This window comes from Flavobacterium sp. M31R6 (assembly GCF_013284035.1).
GTDB lineage: Bacteria > Bacteroidota > Bacteroidia > Flavobacteriales > Flavobacteriaceae > Flavobacterium.
Genome location: NZ_CP054141.1, coordinates 1,652,654 through 1,672,773, shown reverse-complemented (window position 1 = coordinate 1,672,773; position 20,120 = coordinate 1,652,654). Strand labels below are relative to the sequence as shown.

The window sequence follows — 20,120 nt, the reverse complement described above, 5'->3', positions numbered from 1 at the left end:
AAAATTAATGACTGCCTTTTTTATTGGTTTAATCTAATTTGATTTGGTCATGATTTTTTTTAGCAGAAAAAAAGAGCAAATGCCTGCCAAACAGAACACATTTGTGCTTTCTAATGCTACTATAGTTTTATTTTGTTTCGATCTGAAGCCAATACTATTATGGTGATGACATAATAATGTAAAACTGAGTATTATGAATGTAGATCTTATTACAAGAGATGACCTTGAAAAGTTTAAAAAAGAATTACTGGAAGAAATCAAGCGATATCAACAATACCCTCGCAAGAAAGGCGAAGAAACCCGCGTATGGCTTAAAAGTTATGAGGTGCGTAAACTTCTAAATATTTCGGCTGGAACGCTTCAGAATCTTAGAGTAAACGGCACTATTCCCTACAATAAAATTGGCGGGCTTATGTATTACCGCTATGACGATATCCAAAAACTGATGGACGGTGTAAGCAATACTAAGTAAATTGAGATTCTGATTTACATTCTTCCAATAATTTTACAAAATCTCTTCTTGTGAATCTTTCGAGCCACTTAATAACTGCATTCAACTCATAATTTTAGTTTAAAATTACAAACTATTACTGCTAACCGAAACAGGCTTTCAATTATCTCCTGTCCCTCCGATTCTGATACTGTTTCAAAACCTTTACAGCTTCTTAATTCTTCAATAGTTAATTTTTCAGCTTTTTGTTTCTGATCGCAAAAATTGCTTTCTTTTTGTTCGAGTCTTATATCCCGACTTTCAGCCTGTGGCTTTACCAAATTTCTACCTGCCATGATTCTTCTTTTAATAATTTTTTTATTTGCTATCTTTCACCTCCTGCCATAAAAGGCAAAAGACCATTTTCACGATCTTTACTACTTACACATCATTACTTATTTTAATGAATATAAAGATGCATGCTTAAAGTCACTTCAATAGTAGTTTCGCTTGTACTCTTTATCTTTTAGCATCGCAATCTTCAAAACAAAAAATGCAGACTGACACTTTATGATGGTATAAATTAAAGCTGTGGCAGTTATAGCCATTCGTTTGATAAACAGCAATTAATAAAATATTACGGATGTATCTTATCAATTCTTTATATAGGGTACACTAAAAAATCATGTTTCATACATTGTACATGAATCGACATTAGTATAAATTTACTATTCTTAAAATTTCGCTGTCATATCAAGACTCTTTTTTCATATGCTTTTCTTCAAATTCCTCTGTGAGCTGTATTATCTTTTTAGATAAAACAGCTAATTCTATTGTCTGCTTTTCGAGTTTGTACAGATATGCCGAAGCTTTCTTTTCGGAAAATTTTTGATATAAAATCTTGACAACCTGATTATAATTTACCCCGACAGCCCTAAACTGGCTGTAAAAGGAGGTCAGGCGCATATAATAATCCATTGTCGCTTTATCCATTTTAACTGTTTTGATCCCTTTTTGAAAAACACACGCTGTAATAAAGTGTGCCATTACATGCATTCCTGAGGTTTCAAACAGAGTCAGGAAACGTGCATTTTCTTCTGCAGTGAGACTGATGGAATAGCGGTGGACTGCGGGATCTATTTTGGAAGGTCTGCCTCCTTTATGCGGGTTCTTTTTTTCTTCATTTTTCATGACTTTAATTAATGGTGTTACTTAAAACCAATATATTTTATAATCAGTATTGGTGACCTACTGTGGAAGTACTTGGGAGTATTTGGAAGTATTTGGCTTACCTGTTCCAAATACAGTCTTATATCTTTAGGATTGGACATCCTCTGTCAAATAAAGCCATCAGAGGACACTTCAAAAGAGCAGGGCTTTTTCAGAATTAATTTTCTGAAAATATAAAATTATGCTCTGCAAAGAAACTGTTACTTCGGAGATGTGGGAACTTCTCCAAAGGCTTATGAAAGATGAAAATTTGAAAGACCACATATTAGTTGGTGGTACGGCGCTGGCCTTACGATTAGGACACCGATTATCGGTAGACATAGATCTTTTTACAACAAAAGATTTTGATCCGCAGGCGATGCTCAAATATTTACATGCCACTTACAACGCAAATAAAGAGATAAGCAGACTCTACAATAACACGGTTCTTACCTTCATCGATAATATAAAAGTCGATATTGTTACACACAATTACCCTATTCTGAATTCTGTGGAAACAACAGAAGGAGTCCGCATGATTTCCAATGAAGATATTGGGGCAATGAAACTCCATGCAATCCATCAGAGCGGTACCAGATACAAGGATTTTGTCGACATGTACTTTATGCTTGAGCAAGAACCTCTAAAGTTTTATCTGCAAGCCTATCAGAGAAAATATGACAAAGATACATACTGGGCTTGCAGAGGCCTGAATACTTATGACAAGATTACCACATTTGACGGTGTAGATATGCTAAAAGAAAAAGAGCAGAACTGGAAAAATATCCAAAAACGTCTGGAACTGGCAGTAAAAAATCCTTTATATAAATTTAAATCTGAAAGCCAGGATTTACCAATTAACCCCAATAAAAAGAGAGGTTTTCGCAGGTAATTCAGCAGAAATTGCTTATATTTGATACTAACCATTATTCAAAAAACAATGGAGAAATTAACTAGAAAAATACCCAATCTTCACCCTAAATTCTTCTGGGATTTTAGATTCGACAGCATTGATTGGGATGGAGGATATAAAATGGTTATTGCCCGTATTGTTGAACGTGGAGGTCAGCATCAAATTGACGAAATCGTGCGTTTTTATGGTCGTGAAAAAGTAATTAAGGCAGTCCGTGAAGAGATTTCCTTTCTTCCCAACTACGCCATTGAAGATGCCATTAAATTCTTTCCCGAACTCAAAAAGGAAGAGATGCACTGCTACCTCAACCGCAAGGATAAACCCTATCACTGGATTTAATCCTGCATTTAATAAATTAAGCCCTCCGACACATAATGCTAATCACTTCATTACAGTGTGGAGGGCATGTCCATAAACATAATCTTCCAATTTTATGTTTACTAAACGCACTATGGCGTTTGCTTTTAAACGATTATCTAAATAATATAGTACAAGCTTAAAACATTTGTTTTAGAAAGCTGTCTGCAATATCCGAATATCTGCTAAGGTTGCAATTACAAAATTTACGAAAAGTCTTCTACCCTTATAAACGATCATTTATCTACCGATTGTATTTATATTTTTATCAAAAGAAATAATAAAAAGAAACCGAAGGTATGACGGGCTGTTCCAGTCTGGCAAAAAGACTTCGGCATAATGCCTTGCTCGTTCCTCACAAGACACCCTTCGGGACTTATTCCGATTCCTTTTGGCCTGACTGCATCCCGTCCTTTTAGATTGCTTTCTTTTTCTTTTTTTCCTTTTTCTGTTTTCTTTTCGAAAAATATTTTTGTTTCTTCTTGGTAATGCTGGACTGCTGGAGCTCCTTATGACCTGCGCGTATTCCTGCAGGCTTGACTGTGTGACTGCCTGCCGGCTTGCAGGCAGGAATGCACACATGCCTACATAGTTATGTGAAAACATGCCTACTTGAATGCCGGAATACTTGAATGCTTGAAGACATGTCTGCCTGCATACATAAATAATAATACATAAGATAATTTTCAACATATATTCAGCATTATTTTAAAACCTTCGTTGTGTACAGGTCGTACTGTATAGTCAGAATTCATTGCATCCTTAAATAATTACTTAATTGCCAGTAGCATAAAAAAAAGGGCATCAAGCCCTTTCAATTAAAACATATTCTAATAATGTGTTCACCAGAACATGGCAAGTTGTGTTTTGAGATGCTTGAAATGAATTCAGCATCTCAAAACAACTTGCCCTGCGGGGCCGGAAAACGCCTCCGAAGTCGGCGTTTTATTAAAATTATGAATGGACATAGATTAGTTCGTAGTGCTCTTTTTATTCTCTTTTAAATATTTTCTGTAAAGCATGTCCAGTAAATCTGCCTCTTCCAATGGGATCAGCATTTCTATTATCCTCAGCAGACTGTAAACGTATCTTTCAACATGCCTCGGACTATTATTGGTACTGACTTCCATTCCGTCTAATGCAAGCATTCCTGCCTTAAGTAAATCCATAATCATACAAAACAGATCGGAATATCCCTGAACATTTATCTCTAGATTGTGTATATCGTTTCGCATTTTTGATGCAGGTTTAAGCATTATAAAGTAATGCTCCGGATTTTCAACCAGATCATTTAATTTGATTTTATTTTTTTTCATATCTATATATTTTATTAGTTAAATCGAGCATGTCTGCATTTATGCAGTAATTTCAGCATTCGGAATTCTCTTTCGATTCATTAACTTTTTTTATTTTTTCAAGCCCTCTTTCGCGCATAAGCTCTCCCGCATCAAGCATTTTTATTAAATGGATGTACGGAGTCGTAAGATCAATATCCCCCTCTTCTTTGTATGGAGACAATGAAAGACTCACTATTTCAGAAAGGAAAAATTCAAACTCCTTAAGGCTTTTCTCTGCAAATGCCTTTCGAAATACTGTGAAAGGATTGTCATATTCCTGCTTTGTCAGTGAAGTGAGATGAAATACATCTTCGGAGCGCACTGACTCTTTTACTCTCCATTTACTGCTTTTTTTATGCAGGCAGTAGTATGTTTTCAAAAATGAGCATATTGCTTTATAGAATATAAAAATCCCGCTTGATTTATCATTACTGCAGATTTCTTCTTTAAAGCTGTACAGTACTGCCTGCGTTAAATTTCGCTTATAGTAGTCAAGATGCGCAAAATCAAAAAGTGCATCAGATGCTTCAAATGGATTTCTTGCCTCAAATCCAGCCCAGAATTTGGTTTCAAAGTTTTTTTTCTTCTTTTTCATGATTTAAAAAATTAGTTATCCATTTGTTCATTTTTATTTTCGCTATTAATTTCTAAATAAAGCTTATACAGTTTATCAAGCCCTTCCGCTTCACTGCACGGCAGGAGCTGTATAGCAATTTCCAAAATACTCGTAAGATGGAAAGCGGGATCTTCGATCTGGCTGGAATTCTCAAGATCTGAATTCTCCAATGTGTGAAGTGCTATTTTGAGCAGATCCTGTACTGTAAAAATCAGCTTTATGTAGCTCGTAAATTTTATATCTGCATGATAAATCCCTTGTTTTTCTCTCTGCTGGGTCAATGTTCTAAAATAAAAACTGCTTTTCAGTTCTTTGATAAAATCATCCGCCTTTTTATCTTCATTGGTTTCCATATTCTTTAAAAATTTGTTTGGTTTACTCAGCATACTGCTGATACATTGTTTTTACTTTACTCATCAACCACTGCATTTTTTCATATGCTCGATATTTGGAATGGTCTTTCTGTGTTAAAATATTATTGTAAATGATCTCTCTGTTTAAAGTTTATCCGAAATCAGGTTTTCAGTACGTCTTAATTCATCTTTTACAACACCTGTGCAGAAACCCGCAAAATCATTGTATCGATCCTGCAAAAGATTCATATCCACTTCAGAAAAAGTATCTGCACCGCTGTATCTTAATGAAGCATACGATCTGCTTAATATCGTAAACAGGTTTCTGTCCTGCTCTGTAACCCTCGGGAAGTAAGTGCTTATTTCAGGGTTAAAATGATCGCAGATTTCTAATAGACAGGAAAGGGAAAAATGATTTGGAGAATACCCCATAAACAAGCGAATCATTCCAAGACAGATCTGTTCTGTCATAGTATGGAGCATCAAACCTTTAAGGGGAGCATAACACGCCCATTCATAATCTTCCTGCCATTTTTCCATATTGTTTACCACAATATTTCTGTAGCACAGGTATTCTTTTGCTGATATTATACTGCGGACTGGAAGATCTCCAAATTCCAGAGCAGCAGATTCTTTTTTAAACAAAGCCTTTCCATTTTTTACAACATTCAAAAAGAAATACTTCTGATCGCCTGTTGCAGTCTTAAGCTCTGAAATATGATGAATCAAAAGTGTTGCGGTGCACTGCTCTTTGGTTCTGCTTTTAATAATATCAGCCAGATCATGCACTGCATTTACTTTACTTTCTTTGACAAGTACTAATAGATAAAAGTGTTTAACCCTTTTTTCCGCTTTCCCAAAACAATAAACTGCCTCAGTCTTAAGATAAGAAGTAACGGTATCACTGACAATTTTCTCATAGTCGATGACATCATCGTTTAAAATTTCTGGATTCTGTTTTGGTTCAATAAAAAAAACGGATTTTTCCTCGCAGTAAGAAAGCTGGTCTTGGAAGATTTTTTTAGTTTCTTTTAAGATGCGGTAAAGTTTCTTTTGTGCTTCTTTAACCCTGTCTTTCTTAATCTTTGTTTTGCCTCCGTAAGGGAATTCAATCCTTGCTCTATCAAGTAAATCGGCAATTTCTCTATCCTTATCATGATCAGTATTAAACACCTGTTTCAAAATAGGTGCATAATCCTTTATCGTATTTAAGTGCTCTAGTGTATAATGATTCGAATGAGATTTTCCCATGACCAGTTCTCCGATTATACCAAAAAGAAGGTTTACCGACTGATGGATTGTATAGAGTGCCATATAATGGTTATTTGTTCCTTCATAATGCTGGGAACCTCTTCTTAATGATTCTGCTTTGGCTAAAAGCCCGCTGTTTTTCTTTACTGCTTTTTTAAGCAGAACAGATACAGTCGGAATATCTTTTGTAATCTTAAAATCAAACTCCTCGTTTTTAAACAGACTTATGTTTGATAAATACCATTTTAAATAATACAAGCTCCCATGCTTTAAGCGATGCAGTACATCCCATAGATTTATAATTACATAAGGAACAGACGGATATTTTTTTAAAACCTTATCTGCCCAGTCATACATTTCCGATGCAATCTGCTGTGAATCTTCCCTTAAGATTATAGTAAGTATATAACCTCTTTTACCTGCTGTCTCTGCCTCATGCAGAGTGACCGCTGTAATGTCCATAAATGATTGAAGCTCTCTCACGGCATTCTCCAATTCTTTCTGCTTTTGAAATTGAATTTCACTCATAATTTTTCTTTTTTTAATTAATACTTGTGTGAAAAATTGTATTTTTGTTTAACACACAGGCAAGTAAGTGATTAGTCGTACTGTACCGTATCAATTTGTATCATACCGTACAGTAAAATTTCTATATTGTACATAGGACTTACTTTTTTATTCTTAATTATTATCTTTGAGCTATGAGTACATCAACAAAACCAAGTCACATGGGGCGTAAAATCAGCCGTATCCGTGAACTGAAAGACATGAAACAGGAGGCACTGGCGCAGGCTATGGGAACAAACCAGCAGGCGATTTCTATTATGGAAAACAGTGAAACGATTGAAGAAGAAAAACTACTTGAAGTAGCAAAAGCTTTAGGTGTAACTGTGGAAGCAATCAAGAATTTTTCAGAAGAGGGTGTGTTTAATTATTTTAATACTTTTAACGATTCAGGTAATAATACTTTTGCAAATAATGTATGCCATTTTAATCCATTAGATAAATTAATCGAATCCCACGAACATCAGATTAAACTTTACGAACGTTTGGTTCAGGCAGAAAAAGATAAAGTTGAATATTTGGAAAAATTACTTAACGCAAAATAGGCATTTATAAAAGATATATTAATTCCAAAAAGAGACTTTCGAGTCTCTTTTTTATTTTCAAATATTTAAACCTTTGAATGTTACACTTTTTATAGTACGAGAGTAATTGAAAGTTAGAAAAATAATAAAAATAGAAGAGGCTACTAGAACACTTCTAATAATAAATGCAACCTAACATTCTCTATTTAAATCCATTCCCAACCTTTTAGATCCCATTGCTTTTTACTATGTTTGTAGATTGATAGCGCTAGAATAATTTGCATGAATAACGACAATTCCATTAAAAACTTGACAATTCATTATAAGATATTAAAACTAAATCAGTAAAGATAAATGTTGTTTTTGTTTTTAGTTTAAGAAACGAAAATAAGAATATGATATAATTAGCATAAAATTATATTTAAGAAATTTACTTAAGGAGCTATTGCAACTCGTGGAACGGCACCAACAACAAATTGGCTCGATAAATAATAGCATTTTAGTTTTGATTTTTGGGCAAATTGATTTTAATAATTACAACCCATTGCATAGAATTACTGACAAGAAAAGTAATTTAAAAAACACATTTACTATAACAGAAGCACAAGAATAAAAAGAAAAATTCATTTCAAATAATAAGTTATTACATACAGATAAGATATGGCTCTAAAAGAAGCTAAAGCAAGAATTAAAATTAATAAACTTCTCGAAGAAGCTGGCTGGAGATTACTTGACAATGAACAGGGTCCCGCAAATGTGGTATTAGAGAACAATATTAAAATTACTCAAAGTTTCATTAACGATTTGGGAGAGGATTTTGATAAAACCAAAAATGGATTTATTGACTTTTTATTATTGAATGAAAACAGCTTTCCATTAATTGTTCTAGAAGCTAAAGCGGAAGATAAAAACCCACTAATTGGTAAAGAACAAGCTCGAAAATATGCCAAATCGCAAAATTGTCGTTTTGTAATTTTATCAAATGGAAACCTACATTACTTTTGGGATTTAGAAAGAGGAAACCCAAATATAATTACAAAATTCCCTACGCCAAGTTCAGTTGAAGGATATAAAAACTTTACTCCTAATAAAGAAAAATTAGTTAGTGAAAACATTGAGAAGGACTATATTGCTTTAACGCAACAGCCATTCTATGCACAAGATCCTGAGTTTCAAAATTCAGAAACACGAGATTTATATTTTGAACGAACTAAAGTAAGGTTAATGCGAGATTACCAACTCAAAGCATTACAATCAATACAAAAAGCAGTATTAGAAAACAAAGACCGTTTTCTTTTTGAAATGGCAACAGGAACAGGTAAAACATTAACTTCCGCCGCAGTTATTAAACTATTTCTTAAAACAAGGAATGCAAGTCGTGTATTATTTTTGGTAGATCGAATTGAATTAGAACACCAAGCACAAAAAGCATTTGAAGATTATTTAAGACCCGATTATAAATCAGTAATATATAAGCAAAATAGAGATGACTGGCGGAAGGCAGAAATTGTTGTAACGACAATCCAATCTCTCCTATTCAATAATAAATATAAACGTCTATTTTCTCCGACAGATTTTGATTTAGTAATATCTGATGAAGCCCACCGTTCAATTGGCGGAAATGCTAGAGCAGTTTTCGAGTATTTTATTGGCTATAAATTAGGATTAACAGCTACCCCGAGAGATTATCTCAAAAAATTTGATGAAACAAAGAAAACGAAAGACCCTCGCGAATTTGAAAGAAGATTATTACTAGATACGTATCGAACTTTTGGTTGTGAAGATGGTCAACCAACTTTTAGATATACTTTATTAGATGGCGTCAAAGAAGGCTTCCTAATAAATCCTAAAGTAATTGATGCAAGAACCGAAATTACAACAAAATTGCTTTCGGATGAAGGATATGCAGTATTGATTCCTGATGAAGAAGGTAATGAAGATGAAACTTCCTTTTATCAAAAAGATTTCGAAAAAAAATTCTTTTCGGAAAGAACTAATGCTGTTTTTTGTAATTCATTTTTAGAAAATGCAATGCGAGACCCTATTACAGGAGAAATAGGAAAAACTATCGTATTTACTGTGAGTCAAAATCATGCTGCCAAGATTACACAATTATTAAACGAGATGGCTAACAAGCTTTATCCTGGCAAATATAACTCTGACTTTGCAGTACAAGTCACATCTTTAATTCAAGATGCACAACAGATGACCAGTAATTTTACTTATAATAAACTAGGCGGTTTGGGTAATTTTAATCACGAATATAAAACATCCAAAACAAGAGTTTGCGTAACGGTTGGAATGATGACAACGGGATATGATTGTCCTGATATTCTAAATCTGTGTATGATGCGTCCTATCTTCTCTCCAACTGATTTTGTTCAGATCAAAGGAAGAGGAACACGGAAACATAACTTTTCTCGTGAAATTATTCACAAAGAGCTAAAAGAAGATTTCAAAGAATGTCAAAAGAAGGAATACAAGTTATTTGACTTCTTTGCTAATTGCGAATATTTTGAGGAAAAATTCAATTATGATGAAGTGCTAAAATTGCCTGTAAAAGGATCACAAACAGAAGAAGGCGGAGGAACAGTTGAAAGTAGTGCATATGAAACACAAGATCCTGATAAAATCCTAACATTCAGCGAACAAATTATTGGATTACAAGGAATGCGGATTGATCGTATGTTTTTCCAAAAATTTGAAGATGAAATAAAAGATAATCCAGTAGTGCAAGAAAATATTCGTGCCGGTAATTGGGATTTAGTATTGAACTACATTAATAATGAAATTCTAAACAAACCATCGGAATTTTACACGATTGAAAAATTACGCAAAGCAGCTAATGTTGACAGAAGGTTGAGTTTAAGGGAAATCATCGAAAAGATTTACGGCATAATCCCGTATTTCAAATCTAAGGACGAATTATTGGAAGAAGAATTTGAAAAATTTATTTCAGATCTTAAACCAGAAGAGAAAGATGATGTCATTGCTTTAAAATATTTCTTTAAAGCTTATGTCGTCGATAATAAAGTTCGAGATATTATTGAGAAAAAAAAATACACAGAATTGAATGTAAACCCAACATTCAATATAAATGATTACAAAGCAGTAAAGAAAGAGTGGCGAGATATCATTCCTAATTATATAAAAGATTACGTTTCCATTAATCGTTTTATGTAATTCAAATTAAATAATAAATAGCAAAAAATACAATGCTCGATAATATCACAAAAAATAGAATAAACACAGCCCGAGACATTTTAGTAGGTAAAGTTCCAGACCCTAAAAGTCAAGTAGAGCAAATAACTATTGCATTAATTTATAAGTTCATGGACGACATGGATTTAGAGGCAGAAGAGTTAGGTGGGAATGCTTCGTTTTTTGTTGGTGAATATGAAAAATACGGCTGGAGAAAAATCTTTAATCCAGCATTAGGCGGGCACGAAATGTTAGGCTTGTACGGCGATGCAATAGCCAAAATGGCTCTCAATCCAAACTTACCACAACTATTCCGTGATATTTTTAAAAATGCATATTTGCCTTATCGTGATCCGGAAACTTTAAAATTATTCCTCAAAACTATCAACGAGTTCAACTATGACCATAGCGAAATGCTTGGTGATGCATTTGAATATTTATTATCAGTTTTAGGTAGCCAAGGCGATGCGGGGCAGTTTAGAACTCCAAGACACATTATAGATTTTATTGTAAAACTAATAGATCCAAAAAAAAATGAAAGCATTTGCGATCCAGCTTGTGGTACAGCTGGATTCTTGATTTCATCGTATAAACATATCGTTGAACAGAACTCCCAAAAAACCTCTGGTGACTTATTAACACCTGACGACCGCAAACGAATGATGGAAAACTTTGCAGGATATGATATTTCTCCAGATATGGTTCGTTTAAGTTTAGTAAACATGTACTTACATGGTTTTACAACTCCCCAAATTTATGAATACGACAGTCTGACAGATGAAACTCGTTGGAATGAATACTATGATGTATTTCTTGCTAATCCACCATTCATGACACCGAAAGGTGGTATCCGTCCAAGTAAAAAATTCAGCATTGATGCAAAAAAAGCAGAAGTATTATTTACTGACTATATGGCTGAACACCTAACGACAGCAGGACGAGCAGGTATAATTGTACCTAATGGAATTGTAGCAACAACCCAAACTGCTTACAAACAACTTCGTAAATTGCTAGTAGAAAATAGTTTGATCGGAGTAATTAGCTTGCCCGCTGGAGTTTTTCAACCGTATAGTGGGGTTAAAACCTCAATATTAATCTTAGACAAACAAATAGCTAAAAAAACAAATAATATATTATTTCTTAAAATCATAAATGACGGTTTTGAATTAGGAGCACAAAGAAGAGAACATGATAAAAATGATTTGCCGGACGCCTTAAAAGTTTTCTCGGATTATAAAAACTCAATTATATTAGGGGAAGACTTCAAGATCGAAAGTTATAAGAATATAACTTTAGTTGGGAAAGAAATTATTTTAGAAAACAAAGATATAGTTTTAAGTGCTGATAGATATTTAGCAAATAAAGTAACTCAAACTAAATTTGAAATAGTTAAAATTGGCGATATCTTTAAAACATCTTCGGGGGGAACTCCTTTAAGAAGTAATTTAGATTTTTATAACAATGGTACAATTCCTTGGTTAAAAAGTGGTGAAGTAGCTCAAGGTTATATTTACAAATCAGAAGAGTTAATTACAGAACAAGGATTAAAAAATTCTTCAGCAAAATTATTTCCAGTAAATTCAGTCTTAGTCGCAATGTATGGCGCAACAGCCGGAAAAGTTGGTATTTTAAAATATGAAGCAAGTACAAATCAAGCTGTGTGTGCAATATATCCAAACGAAACGGTTATACCAGAGTATTTGTATCACGTACTAAAACAGGAAACTGCAAACTTTGTTGCGTTATCTGGTGGTGGTGGGCAACCTAATATTTCACAACAAATTATTAAAGATTTCGAAATACCACTTCCTCCACTGGACATACAAAAGGAAATTGTTGATGAAATTGATGGTTATCAAAAAATTATTGATGGTGCTAAATTGGTTCTAGATAATTATACTCCAACAATTTTCATCAAAGATGAGTGGAAAATAGTTGAACTTGGAAATATTTGCGAAGATTTTAAAAATGGTTTAAACTTTAGTACAGATCAGGTTGGAAAAGGAACAAAATTCATTAACATTAAAGATCTTTTTTCTGATATATATGTCAATATAGAAAAACTTGATAAAGTAGAAATATCAAATAAAGAAATAATAAGCAAGAAAGTAACAGATGGTGATTTACTGTTTGTCCGTTCATCTGTAAAGTATGAAGGTGTAGGTTTCCCTTCATTAGTTAAAACAGAAAATGAGGATATTGTCTTTTGTGGTTTTATAATTAAATGTAAACCTAATAAAACAATAGTTAACCCGGAATATCTTTTATTTCTTTTAAGAACAGAAAAATTCAGAAAAGATACTATTGCACTTTCAAACAAATCGAGCATCACTAATATATCTCAAGATAATTTAAAAACGTTAAAGATCCCTTTACCATCACTTGAAGAACAAAACTTAATAGTTAAAAACATTCAAGAAGAACAAATATTAATTAATGCAAACAAAAAGTTGATTTCTTTATTTGAAAAAAAAATAAAAGATAAAATTAGTACCGTTTGGGGAGATAAAAAAGAAGTTAAAACATTTGATACTTTGTTTGAGGTCACTAATTATGATTTGTATTTAGCAATGATGCAAAAACAAATTGAAAAAAAACTAAATCTAAACTATGGTGAAGTAGCTGCACAAAAAACCGTTTTCCACATTACTACATTTACAGATTTTAAGTTTGGATATCCTTTCAAAAACTATAATTATGGCACGTATTCATCTCAATTAAAGGAAGATTTAGCCTCTAATCCGTATTTATCTAAAATATCTAAAGGTAATGGTGAAGTCTTTACAATTCGACCTGAAAAAGAGAAGGAAGTATTAGAAGCATTAAGTAATCCTGAAAATAAAGATTTTGTTAAGGCAATAAATCAAGTACTAAAGATATACAATCATCCATTTATTAATAAAGAAACCGAAAAAATAGAATTACTAAATACAGTTTCAAAAATGGTATTAGACTTGCAGACTATAGATCTCGAAAGCATTTACAAATCAATGCAAAATTGGGAGATTAATCAAAATGGTTATAAAACTAAAGCAGACAAGTTTAATAAATTTGACACTAATAAAATGATCGATATAATTGTTGGTTTGAAATTGATAGATAAACTATTAAAATAATATATTTATAATATGACATTACACGAAGCAATAGAAGAAGTTCTAAAGAAAGAGAGACTTCCCATGAAGGCAAAGGAAATTGCTTCGTCCATCAATATGAATGGTTCTTATACACGTAATGATAGAGAACCTTTACAAGCAACACAAATTTATGCCCGGGTTAAAAACTACCCATCACTTTTTCAAAATATTAATGGAAACATTGTCTTGGTTAAAGACCATACATGGAAAAATATATTTACAAGCTATGAATATTTAACTCATTCTCTTAAAGGAATATTCAATCAGGAAGATATACAATTTATAATAGCTGTTCTATTTTTCTACAAAAGATTTGTCGACATTAATCATCGTTCTGGTCATAGCTATCCATTAGCATTTGACGAAAAATTGAGAACTTCATTGGATGAACTTCTAGATGGAGGTCGTTCTTTAATTAATGGGCTTAAATCGTTGGAAGATTTTCACTTTGCTCCAGAGGGTGTTTTTGACGAATGTGCTCGATTACTTGCAAAACTCGATAATTATAAGATTCAAGAAATATGGTCAGTAATCAAACAAATTGAAACAGTTCATTTAAATGACCAAAAGTTCGGGAATTTATATGAATACTTCACTACTTTTATATCTTTAGATAACAACAAAGCCCCTCATACACCATACAGTCTACGACAGCTAATGGCTGAAATTCTTAAACCTCATAATGGAGCTTCAGTATATGATCCAGTAGCCGGTATTGGTGGATTACTCATTGAAACATCATTAATAGCTGAAGGAAAAATTAACTCTTATGGTTCTGAAATCAATAAACGTATTGCCCAGTTGGGAAATATGAATTCACTTATGTACGGTATTAAAGACATTGAAATACTAGCAGAAGACTGTTTTGAACAGATAAATTTGAGCAAACAATATGATTATATTATAGCTGATTTGCCAGCAAATGGTATCACAAATTCTGTAGAATATTTCATGCTTTACAATCAGTATAATCTGTCAGCTCCAAAGTCTGGTAAAAGTTTTGGTTCGATGGTACTTTTTATTTTATCGAAGCTAAATAATGACGGAAAGGCCGTATTGACCGTATCAGACGGTTTTTTGGTGAAAAAGGGCAAAGAACAGTCCATTAGAGAAATGCTTATAGCTAAAGATGTTATCGAAACTATAGTTAGCCTTCCATCTGGTATACTTCGACCGTATACAGAGGCAAAAACATCACTTCTAATTCTTAATAAAAATAAATCTGACTACTTAACAAACAGAATTCAATTCATTACAGCTAAGGCCAATGACTCAACAACGAAATCTGTAATTCTAAATAATGACGAAATTATAAAATCTTATATTGATAAAGAATCGTTTAATAAGGACACTCAAATTATTCATATTGACGATCTAAAACAAGATGTTAATTTATTAGCCGAGTCATACGGTGCTGAATTTCAACTTGCCAACAATATGTTAAAAGATAATATAGCTAAATTTTTAGGTGATTTAGTTTATATAAAATCTGGAATAAATCCACCGAGATCAAGTATTCAGAATACTGGGAATATTCCATTAGTGAAAGTTGAAAAATTATCAAAAGATATCCTTGATCTTAATTTGAACTTACATAGTATTGAAACTATTAGTGAGGAGTCCCGTTATGAAAGAAATATTATTTTAGAAGAATGTATATTAGTAGCGCGAGTTGGAGATAGTTTAAAAGCAACTATTTTTAGACCTTCAGAAGAATTTCCAAGGATATTACCACATAACAACATATATGTTCTTATCCCTAGTAGATCTGATTTAAATATTGAATACTTATATTACCAATTGCATTCTACATTTATACAGGAACAAATTGAAAAGCGTAAGCTAGGAGCTGTAATGCCTTATATTAGTATAGCAGGACTTAAAGATACTGTAGTTCCTTTCATGAGTATTGAGGCGCAGCACGAATTTGTACAATCTCAAAAAGCTAACTTAATCGCAGAAGAGCGAAAAAGAGTGGAAGAACGAATAAAATCTTTAGGATACAAAGAAGAAACAAAACAAGCTGAAGCTGATGTAATAAAAATATTAACTCATCAGTTAAGACCCACCTTCACAGGATTAAATGGAATAACAAAGCGAATAGATAGAGTTATAAAAAGAGAATATTTAGGTGATCTAAAAGAATACGATAATGTTGAATTAAATATCGATCCTGAAATCGAAGACCAAATATCGTTACCTGATAATTACACTTTAAGTCAATTGATAGATAAACTATCAAAGGAAACCAATCATTTAAGTGATATTCTTACCAACGTAGACAAAGTAATGAATTTTACCCTTTTGCCGGAAGATTTACAAGAAGTAGATGTACTCGATTTTTTAAAGGAGTATAAAGAACAAAAAGAAGTGGATCAAAACGATAATTATGACATAGAAATTAAAGGCGAATCAGCAAATGCTTTATTACATAAGCCTTCTTTCAAAGAATTATTAGATCAATTACTTATAAATGCTGAAAAACATGCATTTATTGGTGATAATAAAAATAAAATCAATAAAATACAATTTACAGTTCGTATAAATAAAAGAAGAGAGGTGGTCTCTATTGAGTACTCCAACAACGGGAAACCCTATGAATTAACTCAAAAAGATTTTATTACGGCATTTGAAAAAGGAAACAAAAGCGATGGATCGGGAATTGGAGGGAATTATATTAATCGAATAGTAACGGCTCAAAATGGAAAACTTACTGTGGACGAAAATACTAAAAAAGGATTTTTTTTAACCATAGAATTACCTACATCAAATAGCAAAATATATGAATAGTATTAATAGTATTATATTGATCGATGATAATAATGATTTTATTAGGGATTTTACGAACGAAGCTTATGCGAAAGGAATAACTGTAGCAGCTAAAAACAGCCTAGCAGGTTTAAAGCTATTATTACCAGCATATGGACATAAATATGCAGCAGTTGTATTAGATATAAAGTGCTTACTACAAGATGACCAAGCAAAGGAAGATTCAACATTTATTGGTAGCGCCTTAACATATTTAAACTCAACCGTTCCCCTATTTCCAAGATTTATTTTAACTGGAGATGAATCTGAGTTTGATTCATTAAAAAAGTATCATGCTGATGAAAAAATGTTTATAAAAAAGCCAGATGACCAAAATAAACTTTTAGATGAATTATTATATTGCGTTCAAAATGCAGAACCTTTAAGAATTAAAAGAGAAAACGTTGAAATATTTGATGCTTTTGAACAAGGATTAATTTCAGCAGGTAAAGAAATTACAGTGATAAATATTTTTAAACGATACAACGAGAAAGTTCCGGCTAATTTTCGTGGCATTATTGGAGATGTTAGAGAAGTTCATGAAGAAATTTATAAATCACTTAATAATCGGAATAAAAACGTAGTTCCTGATACGTATATGAATGCCAATGGCACTCCTTCATTTACCGGAGACTTTTATAAGTACTTGCTTGGAAATCCGAATCACAGAAATAACTTTATTCCTACCACTACTGTATACCAAGATACCACAATTTCTAGTCATACTAAATTCATTCACAATGCATGTAGCGAATATTTACACGGTTCGTCAAGAACTAATTACCACATTTCTACATATACTATAAAGAGCTTAATTAATAGTCTGATGGAGATTATTATTTGGTCAAAACTTTATTAATCAATTCAAGCCTATTTTGATACAATATAGAAACTTCAACTAACTTTTATATTTATATATCTCTCCTCCAACAACACATGTTCAAATAATACTAAGCTTAATGTTAAGATAGATTTTTTTATTAAGAAAGAAACTAAACACTCCACAATTTTAGGTACAAGCTGTTAGTGGTAGATTTCTATAATTAGTGAAAAATTCGGTCTTCACCTAACATGTCTTGTATGTTATTAATATGTTTTTCGGAAATTTTCTGGCTACTACCATTCTCGACAGCGGTAGATAGAACATTAACAACATCGCGCTTACTTTTGTAATTGGCAGGTTCATTTTCCGTAATAATTTTTTTTACGACATCTATTACTCGTGGCGCTTTTGTTAAAAAAGTATTGATTGGAATAAAACTGACATCCCTAAACTGGCAATCTCCAAAAAATACTACGACCGAAAAAAATGGAATATTTTGAAATTCTGTTAACTTTGTTTTAAGATTTTCAACATGTTTTTTATTTTGAAGAATTGGATTATAAAAATAGTATTTCTCTTTTCCGTAAGCTAAAACTTGCGTCCACTTATTCTGATTTCCATTTCCAAAAATCCATCCGCTATATTCCTTCACTTCAAACACAATTATTCCAACTTTTGTTGCAAGAACCAAATCAATTTGAGAATAATTTCCATATTTATTTTTAATATATAAATCATGAAAAATAGTTTGTGCTGGGAATCCTGCTTTTAAAAGTTTTAAAACTAATTTCCTTTCAGTTTTCGTACCTCTATGAAATTTTGTAACAGTTTCTAATAATTTTTTATCTCTTATATTGAAAAAGATAAATACGAAAATCGCTAATACAATTACTCCAATGATTATCATAAAATATTATTTTGAAGTCCCTAATTTCAATTTCGTATTGGTAACTGAGATGGAGTCTTTGATGTTTTTATCAGAAGATTTTTCAATGTATATGGTATCTTTAACAATTATTACTTTAGTTATGGGGTGAAGCTCTTTTTCAGGTTGTTCCTTATTAAAAAATGGAATTAAAATACTAGCTAAGAGTGCAATAATAGAAATTATCATGGCTTTTCTGGCAATACTAAGATTCATTTTCGATGTATCGTGATCAGCAAGTTTCAATCCTGCATCGCCTTTAAGAATAAAATTACAATCTAAATGATTATCTAAATCGTCAAATTCCACTTGCTTACTATCTTCCCCTTTATGATGAAAACTATCGAAAAACCATTGTTTTACAGCAATTTCAATGCAACTATTTTCAAAATCATAGCCTTCGGTTTCAAGTATTTTCTTTACTTTATTATATGAAACGCCCGTATCTATAAAAGTTTGTCCAATACGCAGAATTTTAGCATATATAGCATTATTTTTCTTTATATCGTTTACAACTTTATTATACTCTATTACAGATAATTTCATTTAGTTATTTCTATTAAGTTGGCACACACCGTTCTGGCACTACAGCAAGTTCGGGAATAATCTAAGCACATTATCGGATTTTACTAAACATGTCAAATATAAACTAACTTTTTCATTTAATCCAATTGACTAAATCCGTTATAAAAGCCTTTATAAACTTAAGCTTTATAAACTTAAGTTTATATTATGTTCAATGCCATTTAAGCGAAATTGAATTTTGCTATCATCGTGTATTAAAATTTCTCGAAGCCCAAAATCAAATTCTTTGTGATGATTTGGACAAAGTAATAAAATATTACTAAGGACTTCTTGTCCTTTTTGTGCTTTGGCAATTATATGTGCTGCTTCAATATATTTTTTGCCATTAGATTTTAAGATGTATGATGAACAGATTTGACATTCATAATTTCTAATAAACTTTATTTGCGCAATGATTTTATTATCTCGTTTATACGCTTTCCCTTTTATAAAAATTATTTGTGGCTCACTGGGATTAATACTTTTTAGCTGTTGAATAACTTCATTTCTGTCGTCTTCTGCAAAGTTCTCTGCAATTTCGTCTTGTTCAATTTCGTCTGCTTGGTCAATTTCTATTTTTGCCTTTTCATTAAAAAGAATTTTATCTGAATATCTTGCAAGAATTTTTTTAAGCTTAACTTTAGAATCGCCTTTTTCTTTGATATATTCAATATGCTCAGATATCGCTTTTACAGCCAAATCCAATTTAGCAATTCCAAAATCATTATAAATTCTAAAAAGAAAATACTCGAAGTACACATTACTTAAAGTTCTAGTAAATTTTTCACCAAGAAGTAATTTATGAAAAGTGCGAATTACTGTATTTGCGGAACTTGGATTAAAATTTCTATTGGCAATCAATAGAATTATTCCTTCTTTAATAGAAATAGAATTGCTGTAAACTTTTTTTGCAACTTGATAATCAAACTCAAGATTGGGGTTTTCTGTCATGGTTGTGTATTATAGCGTATAATGTTATATTACTGCAGTGGGTATGGTACTAAATTAAGCTCATTATCCAGATTTATTAATCATTCCAAATACAAAACCTTTTTTTCTATTAGTGCTCTAATACGTTGTAGCAGTTGTGTGAAATAAATAATATTTT

17 protein-coding genes are annotated in these 20,120 nt (G+C 32.0%); 8 read left to right on the top strand and 9 right to left on the bottom strand.

Annotation, left to right across the window (positions count from 1 at the left end; translation table 11 throughout):
• Positions 1 to 193: 193 nt before the first annotated feature.
• On the top strand, positions 194 to 472 hold the full coding sequence (locus HQN62_RS06810; RefSeq protein WP_173503794.1) for a helix-turn-helix domain-containing protein: 279 nt from the start codon (positions 194 to 196) through the stop codon (positions 470 to 472).
• An 86-nt stretch (positions 473 to 558) separates the two neighbouring features.
• On the opposite strand, the gene HQN62_RS06805 is transcribed toward HQN62_RS06810, so the two are convergent.
• Both HQN62_RS06805 and mobA read right to left on the bottom strand, forming a co-directional pair.
• Complete coding sequence (locus tag HQN62_RS06805) at positions 559 to 786, bottom strand: hypothetical protein (RefSeq protein ID WP_173503793.1); 228 nt, start codon at positions 784 to 786, stop codon at positions 559 to 561.
• 397 nt (positions 787 to 1,183) lie between these two features.
• A complete protein-coding gene (mobA, locus tag HQN62_RS06800) occupies positions 1,184 to 1,621 on the bottom strand; it encodes a conjugal transfer protein MobA (RefSeq protein ID WP_173503792.1) in 438 nt (145 codons plus the stop codon).
• A gap of 220 nt (positions 1,622 to 1,841) precedes the next feature.
• Here mobA and HQN62_RS06795 point away from each other — a divergent pair, with 220 nt between their 5' ends.
• Positions 1,842 to 2,531, top strand: coding sequence for a nucleotidyl transferase AbiEii/AbiGii toxin family protein (locus HQN62_RS06795; protein WP_173503791.1), 690 nt, complete (start codon positions 1,842 to 1,844; stop codon positions 2,529 to 2,531).
• A 21-nt stretch (positions 2,532 to 2,552) separates the two neighbouring features.
• Positions 2,553 to 2,891: a DUF6922 domain-containing protein gene (locus HQN62_RS06790; RefSeq protein WP_254454491.1), complete on the top strand. Its 339-nt coding sequence runs from the start codon at positions 2,553 to 2,555 to the stop codon at positions 2,889 to 2,891.
• Between the two features lie 989 nt (positions 2,892 to 3,880).
• Here the strand turns inward: HQN62_RS06790 and HQN62_RS06785 are convergent.
• From HQN62_RS06785 to HQN62_RS06770, 4 genes are all read right to left on the bottom strand, one after another.
• Positions 3,881 to 4,225: a hypothetical protein gene (locus tag HQN62_RS06785; RefSeq protein WP_089481706.1), complete on the bottom strand. Its 345-nt coding sequence runs from the start codon at positions 4,223 to 4,225 to the stop codon at positions 3,881 to 3,883.
• Between the two features lie 52 nt (positions 4,226 to 4,277).
• Positions 4,278 to 4,841, bottom strand: coding sequence for a hypothetical protein (locus HQN62_RS06780; protein ID WP_173503790.1), 564 nt, complete (start codon positions 4,839 to 4,841; stop codon positions 4,278 to 4,280).
• Positions 4,842 to 4,852: 11 nt separating this feature from the next.
• The gene (locus tag HQN62_RS06775; RefSeq protein WP_173503789.1) at positions 4,853 to 5,215 is read right to left on the bottom strand and encodes a hypothetical protein; all 363 of its coding nucleotides are present in this window, start codon (positions 5,213 to 5,215) and stop codon (positions 4,853 to 4,855) included.
• 144 nt (positions 5,216 to 5,359) lie between these two features.
• Positions 5,360 to 6,994, bottom strand: coding sequence for a hypothetical protein (locus tag HQN62_RS06770; protein WP_173503788.1), 1,635 nt, complete (start codon positions 6,992 to 6,994; stop codon positions 5,360 to 5,362).
• A 173-nt stretch (positions 6,995 to 7,167) separates the two neighbouring features.
• Here HQN62_RS06770 and HQN62_RS06765 point away from each other — a divergent pair, with 173 nt between their 5' ends.
• From HQN62_RS06765 to HQN62_RS06740, 5 genes are all read left to right on the top strand, one after another.
• Positions 7,168 to 7,575, top strand: coding sequence for a helix-turn-helix transcriptional regulator (locus HQN62_RS06765; protein ID WP_173503787.1), 408 nt, complete (start codon positions 7,168 to 7,170; stop codon positions 7,573 to 7,575).
• Between the two features lie 639 nt (positions 7,576 to 8,214).
• Positions 8,215 to 10,737 (top strand): DEAD/DEAH box helicase family protein, encoded by a 2,523-nt coding sequence (locus HQN62_RS06760; protein WP_173503786.1) that lies wholly within the window; start codon positions 8,215 to 8,217, stop codon positions 10,735 to 10,737.
• A gap of 32 nt (positions 10,738 to 10,769) precedes the next feature.
• Positions 10,770 to 13,871: an N-6 DNA methylase gene (locus HQN62_RS06755; protein ID WP_217362507.1), complete on the top strand. Its 3,102-nt coding sequence runs from the start codon at positions 10,770 to 10,772 to the stop codon at positions 13,869 to 13,871.
• Positions 13,872 to 13,883: 12 nt separating this feature from the next.
• On the top strand, positions 13,884 to 16,682 hold the full coding sequence (locus tag HQN62_RS06745) for an N-6 DNA methylase (protein ID WP_173503785.1): 2,799 nt from the start codon (positions 13,884 to 13,886) through the stop codon (positions 16,680 to 16,682).
• Complete coding sequence (locus HQN62_RS06740; RefSeq protein ID WP_173503784.1) at positions 16,675 to 17,559, top strand: hypothetical protein; 885 nt, start codon at positions 16,675 to 16,677, stop codon at positions 17,557 to 17,559. The genes HQN62_RS06745 and HQN62_RS06740 overlap by 8 nt, the downstream gene beginning before the upstream one ends.
• Before the next feature lie 184 nt (positions 17,560 to 17,743).
• Here HQN62_RS06740 and HQN62_RS06735 read toward each other — a convergent pair whose 3' ends face one another.
• The 3 genes from HQN62_RS06735 to HQN62_RS06725 form a co-directional block, all read right to left on the bottom strand.
• Positions 17,744 to 18,430, bottom strand: a complete 687-nt coding sequence (locus HQN62_RS06735; protein WP_173503783.1) for a nuclease-related domain-containing protein — start codon at positions 18,428 to 18,430, stop codon at positions 17,744 to 17,746.
• A 6-nt stretch (positions 18,431 to 18,436) separates the two neighbouring features.
• On the bottom strand, positions 18,437 to 18,994 hold the full coding sequence (locus HQN62_RS06730) for a hypothetical protein (protein WP_173503782.1): 558 nt from the start codon (positions 18,992 to 18,994) through the stop codon (positions 18,437 to 18,439).
• Positions 18,995 to 19,159: 165 nt separating this feature from the next.
• On the bottom strand, positions 19,160 to 19,963 hold the full coding sequence (locus HQN62_RS06725; RefSeq protein WP_173503781.1) for an HNH endonuclease: 804 nt from the start codon (positions 19,961 to 19,963) through the stop codon (positions 19,160 to 19,162).
• Positions 19,964 to 20,120: the final 157 nt, after the last annotated feature.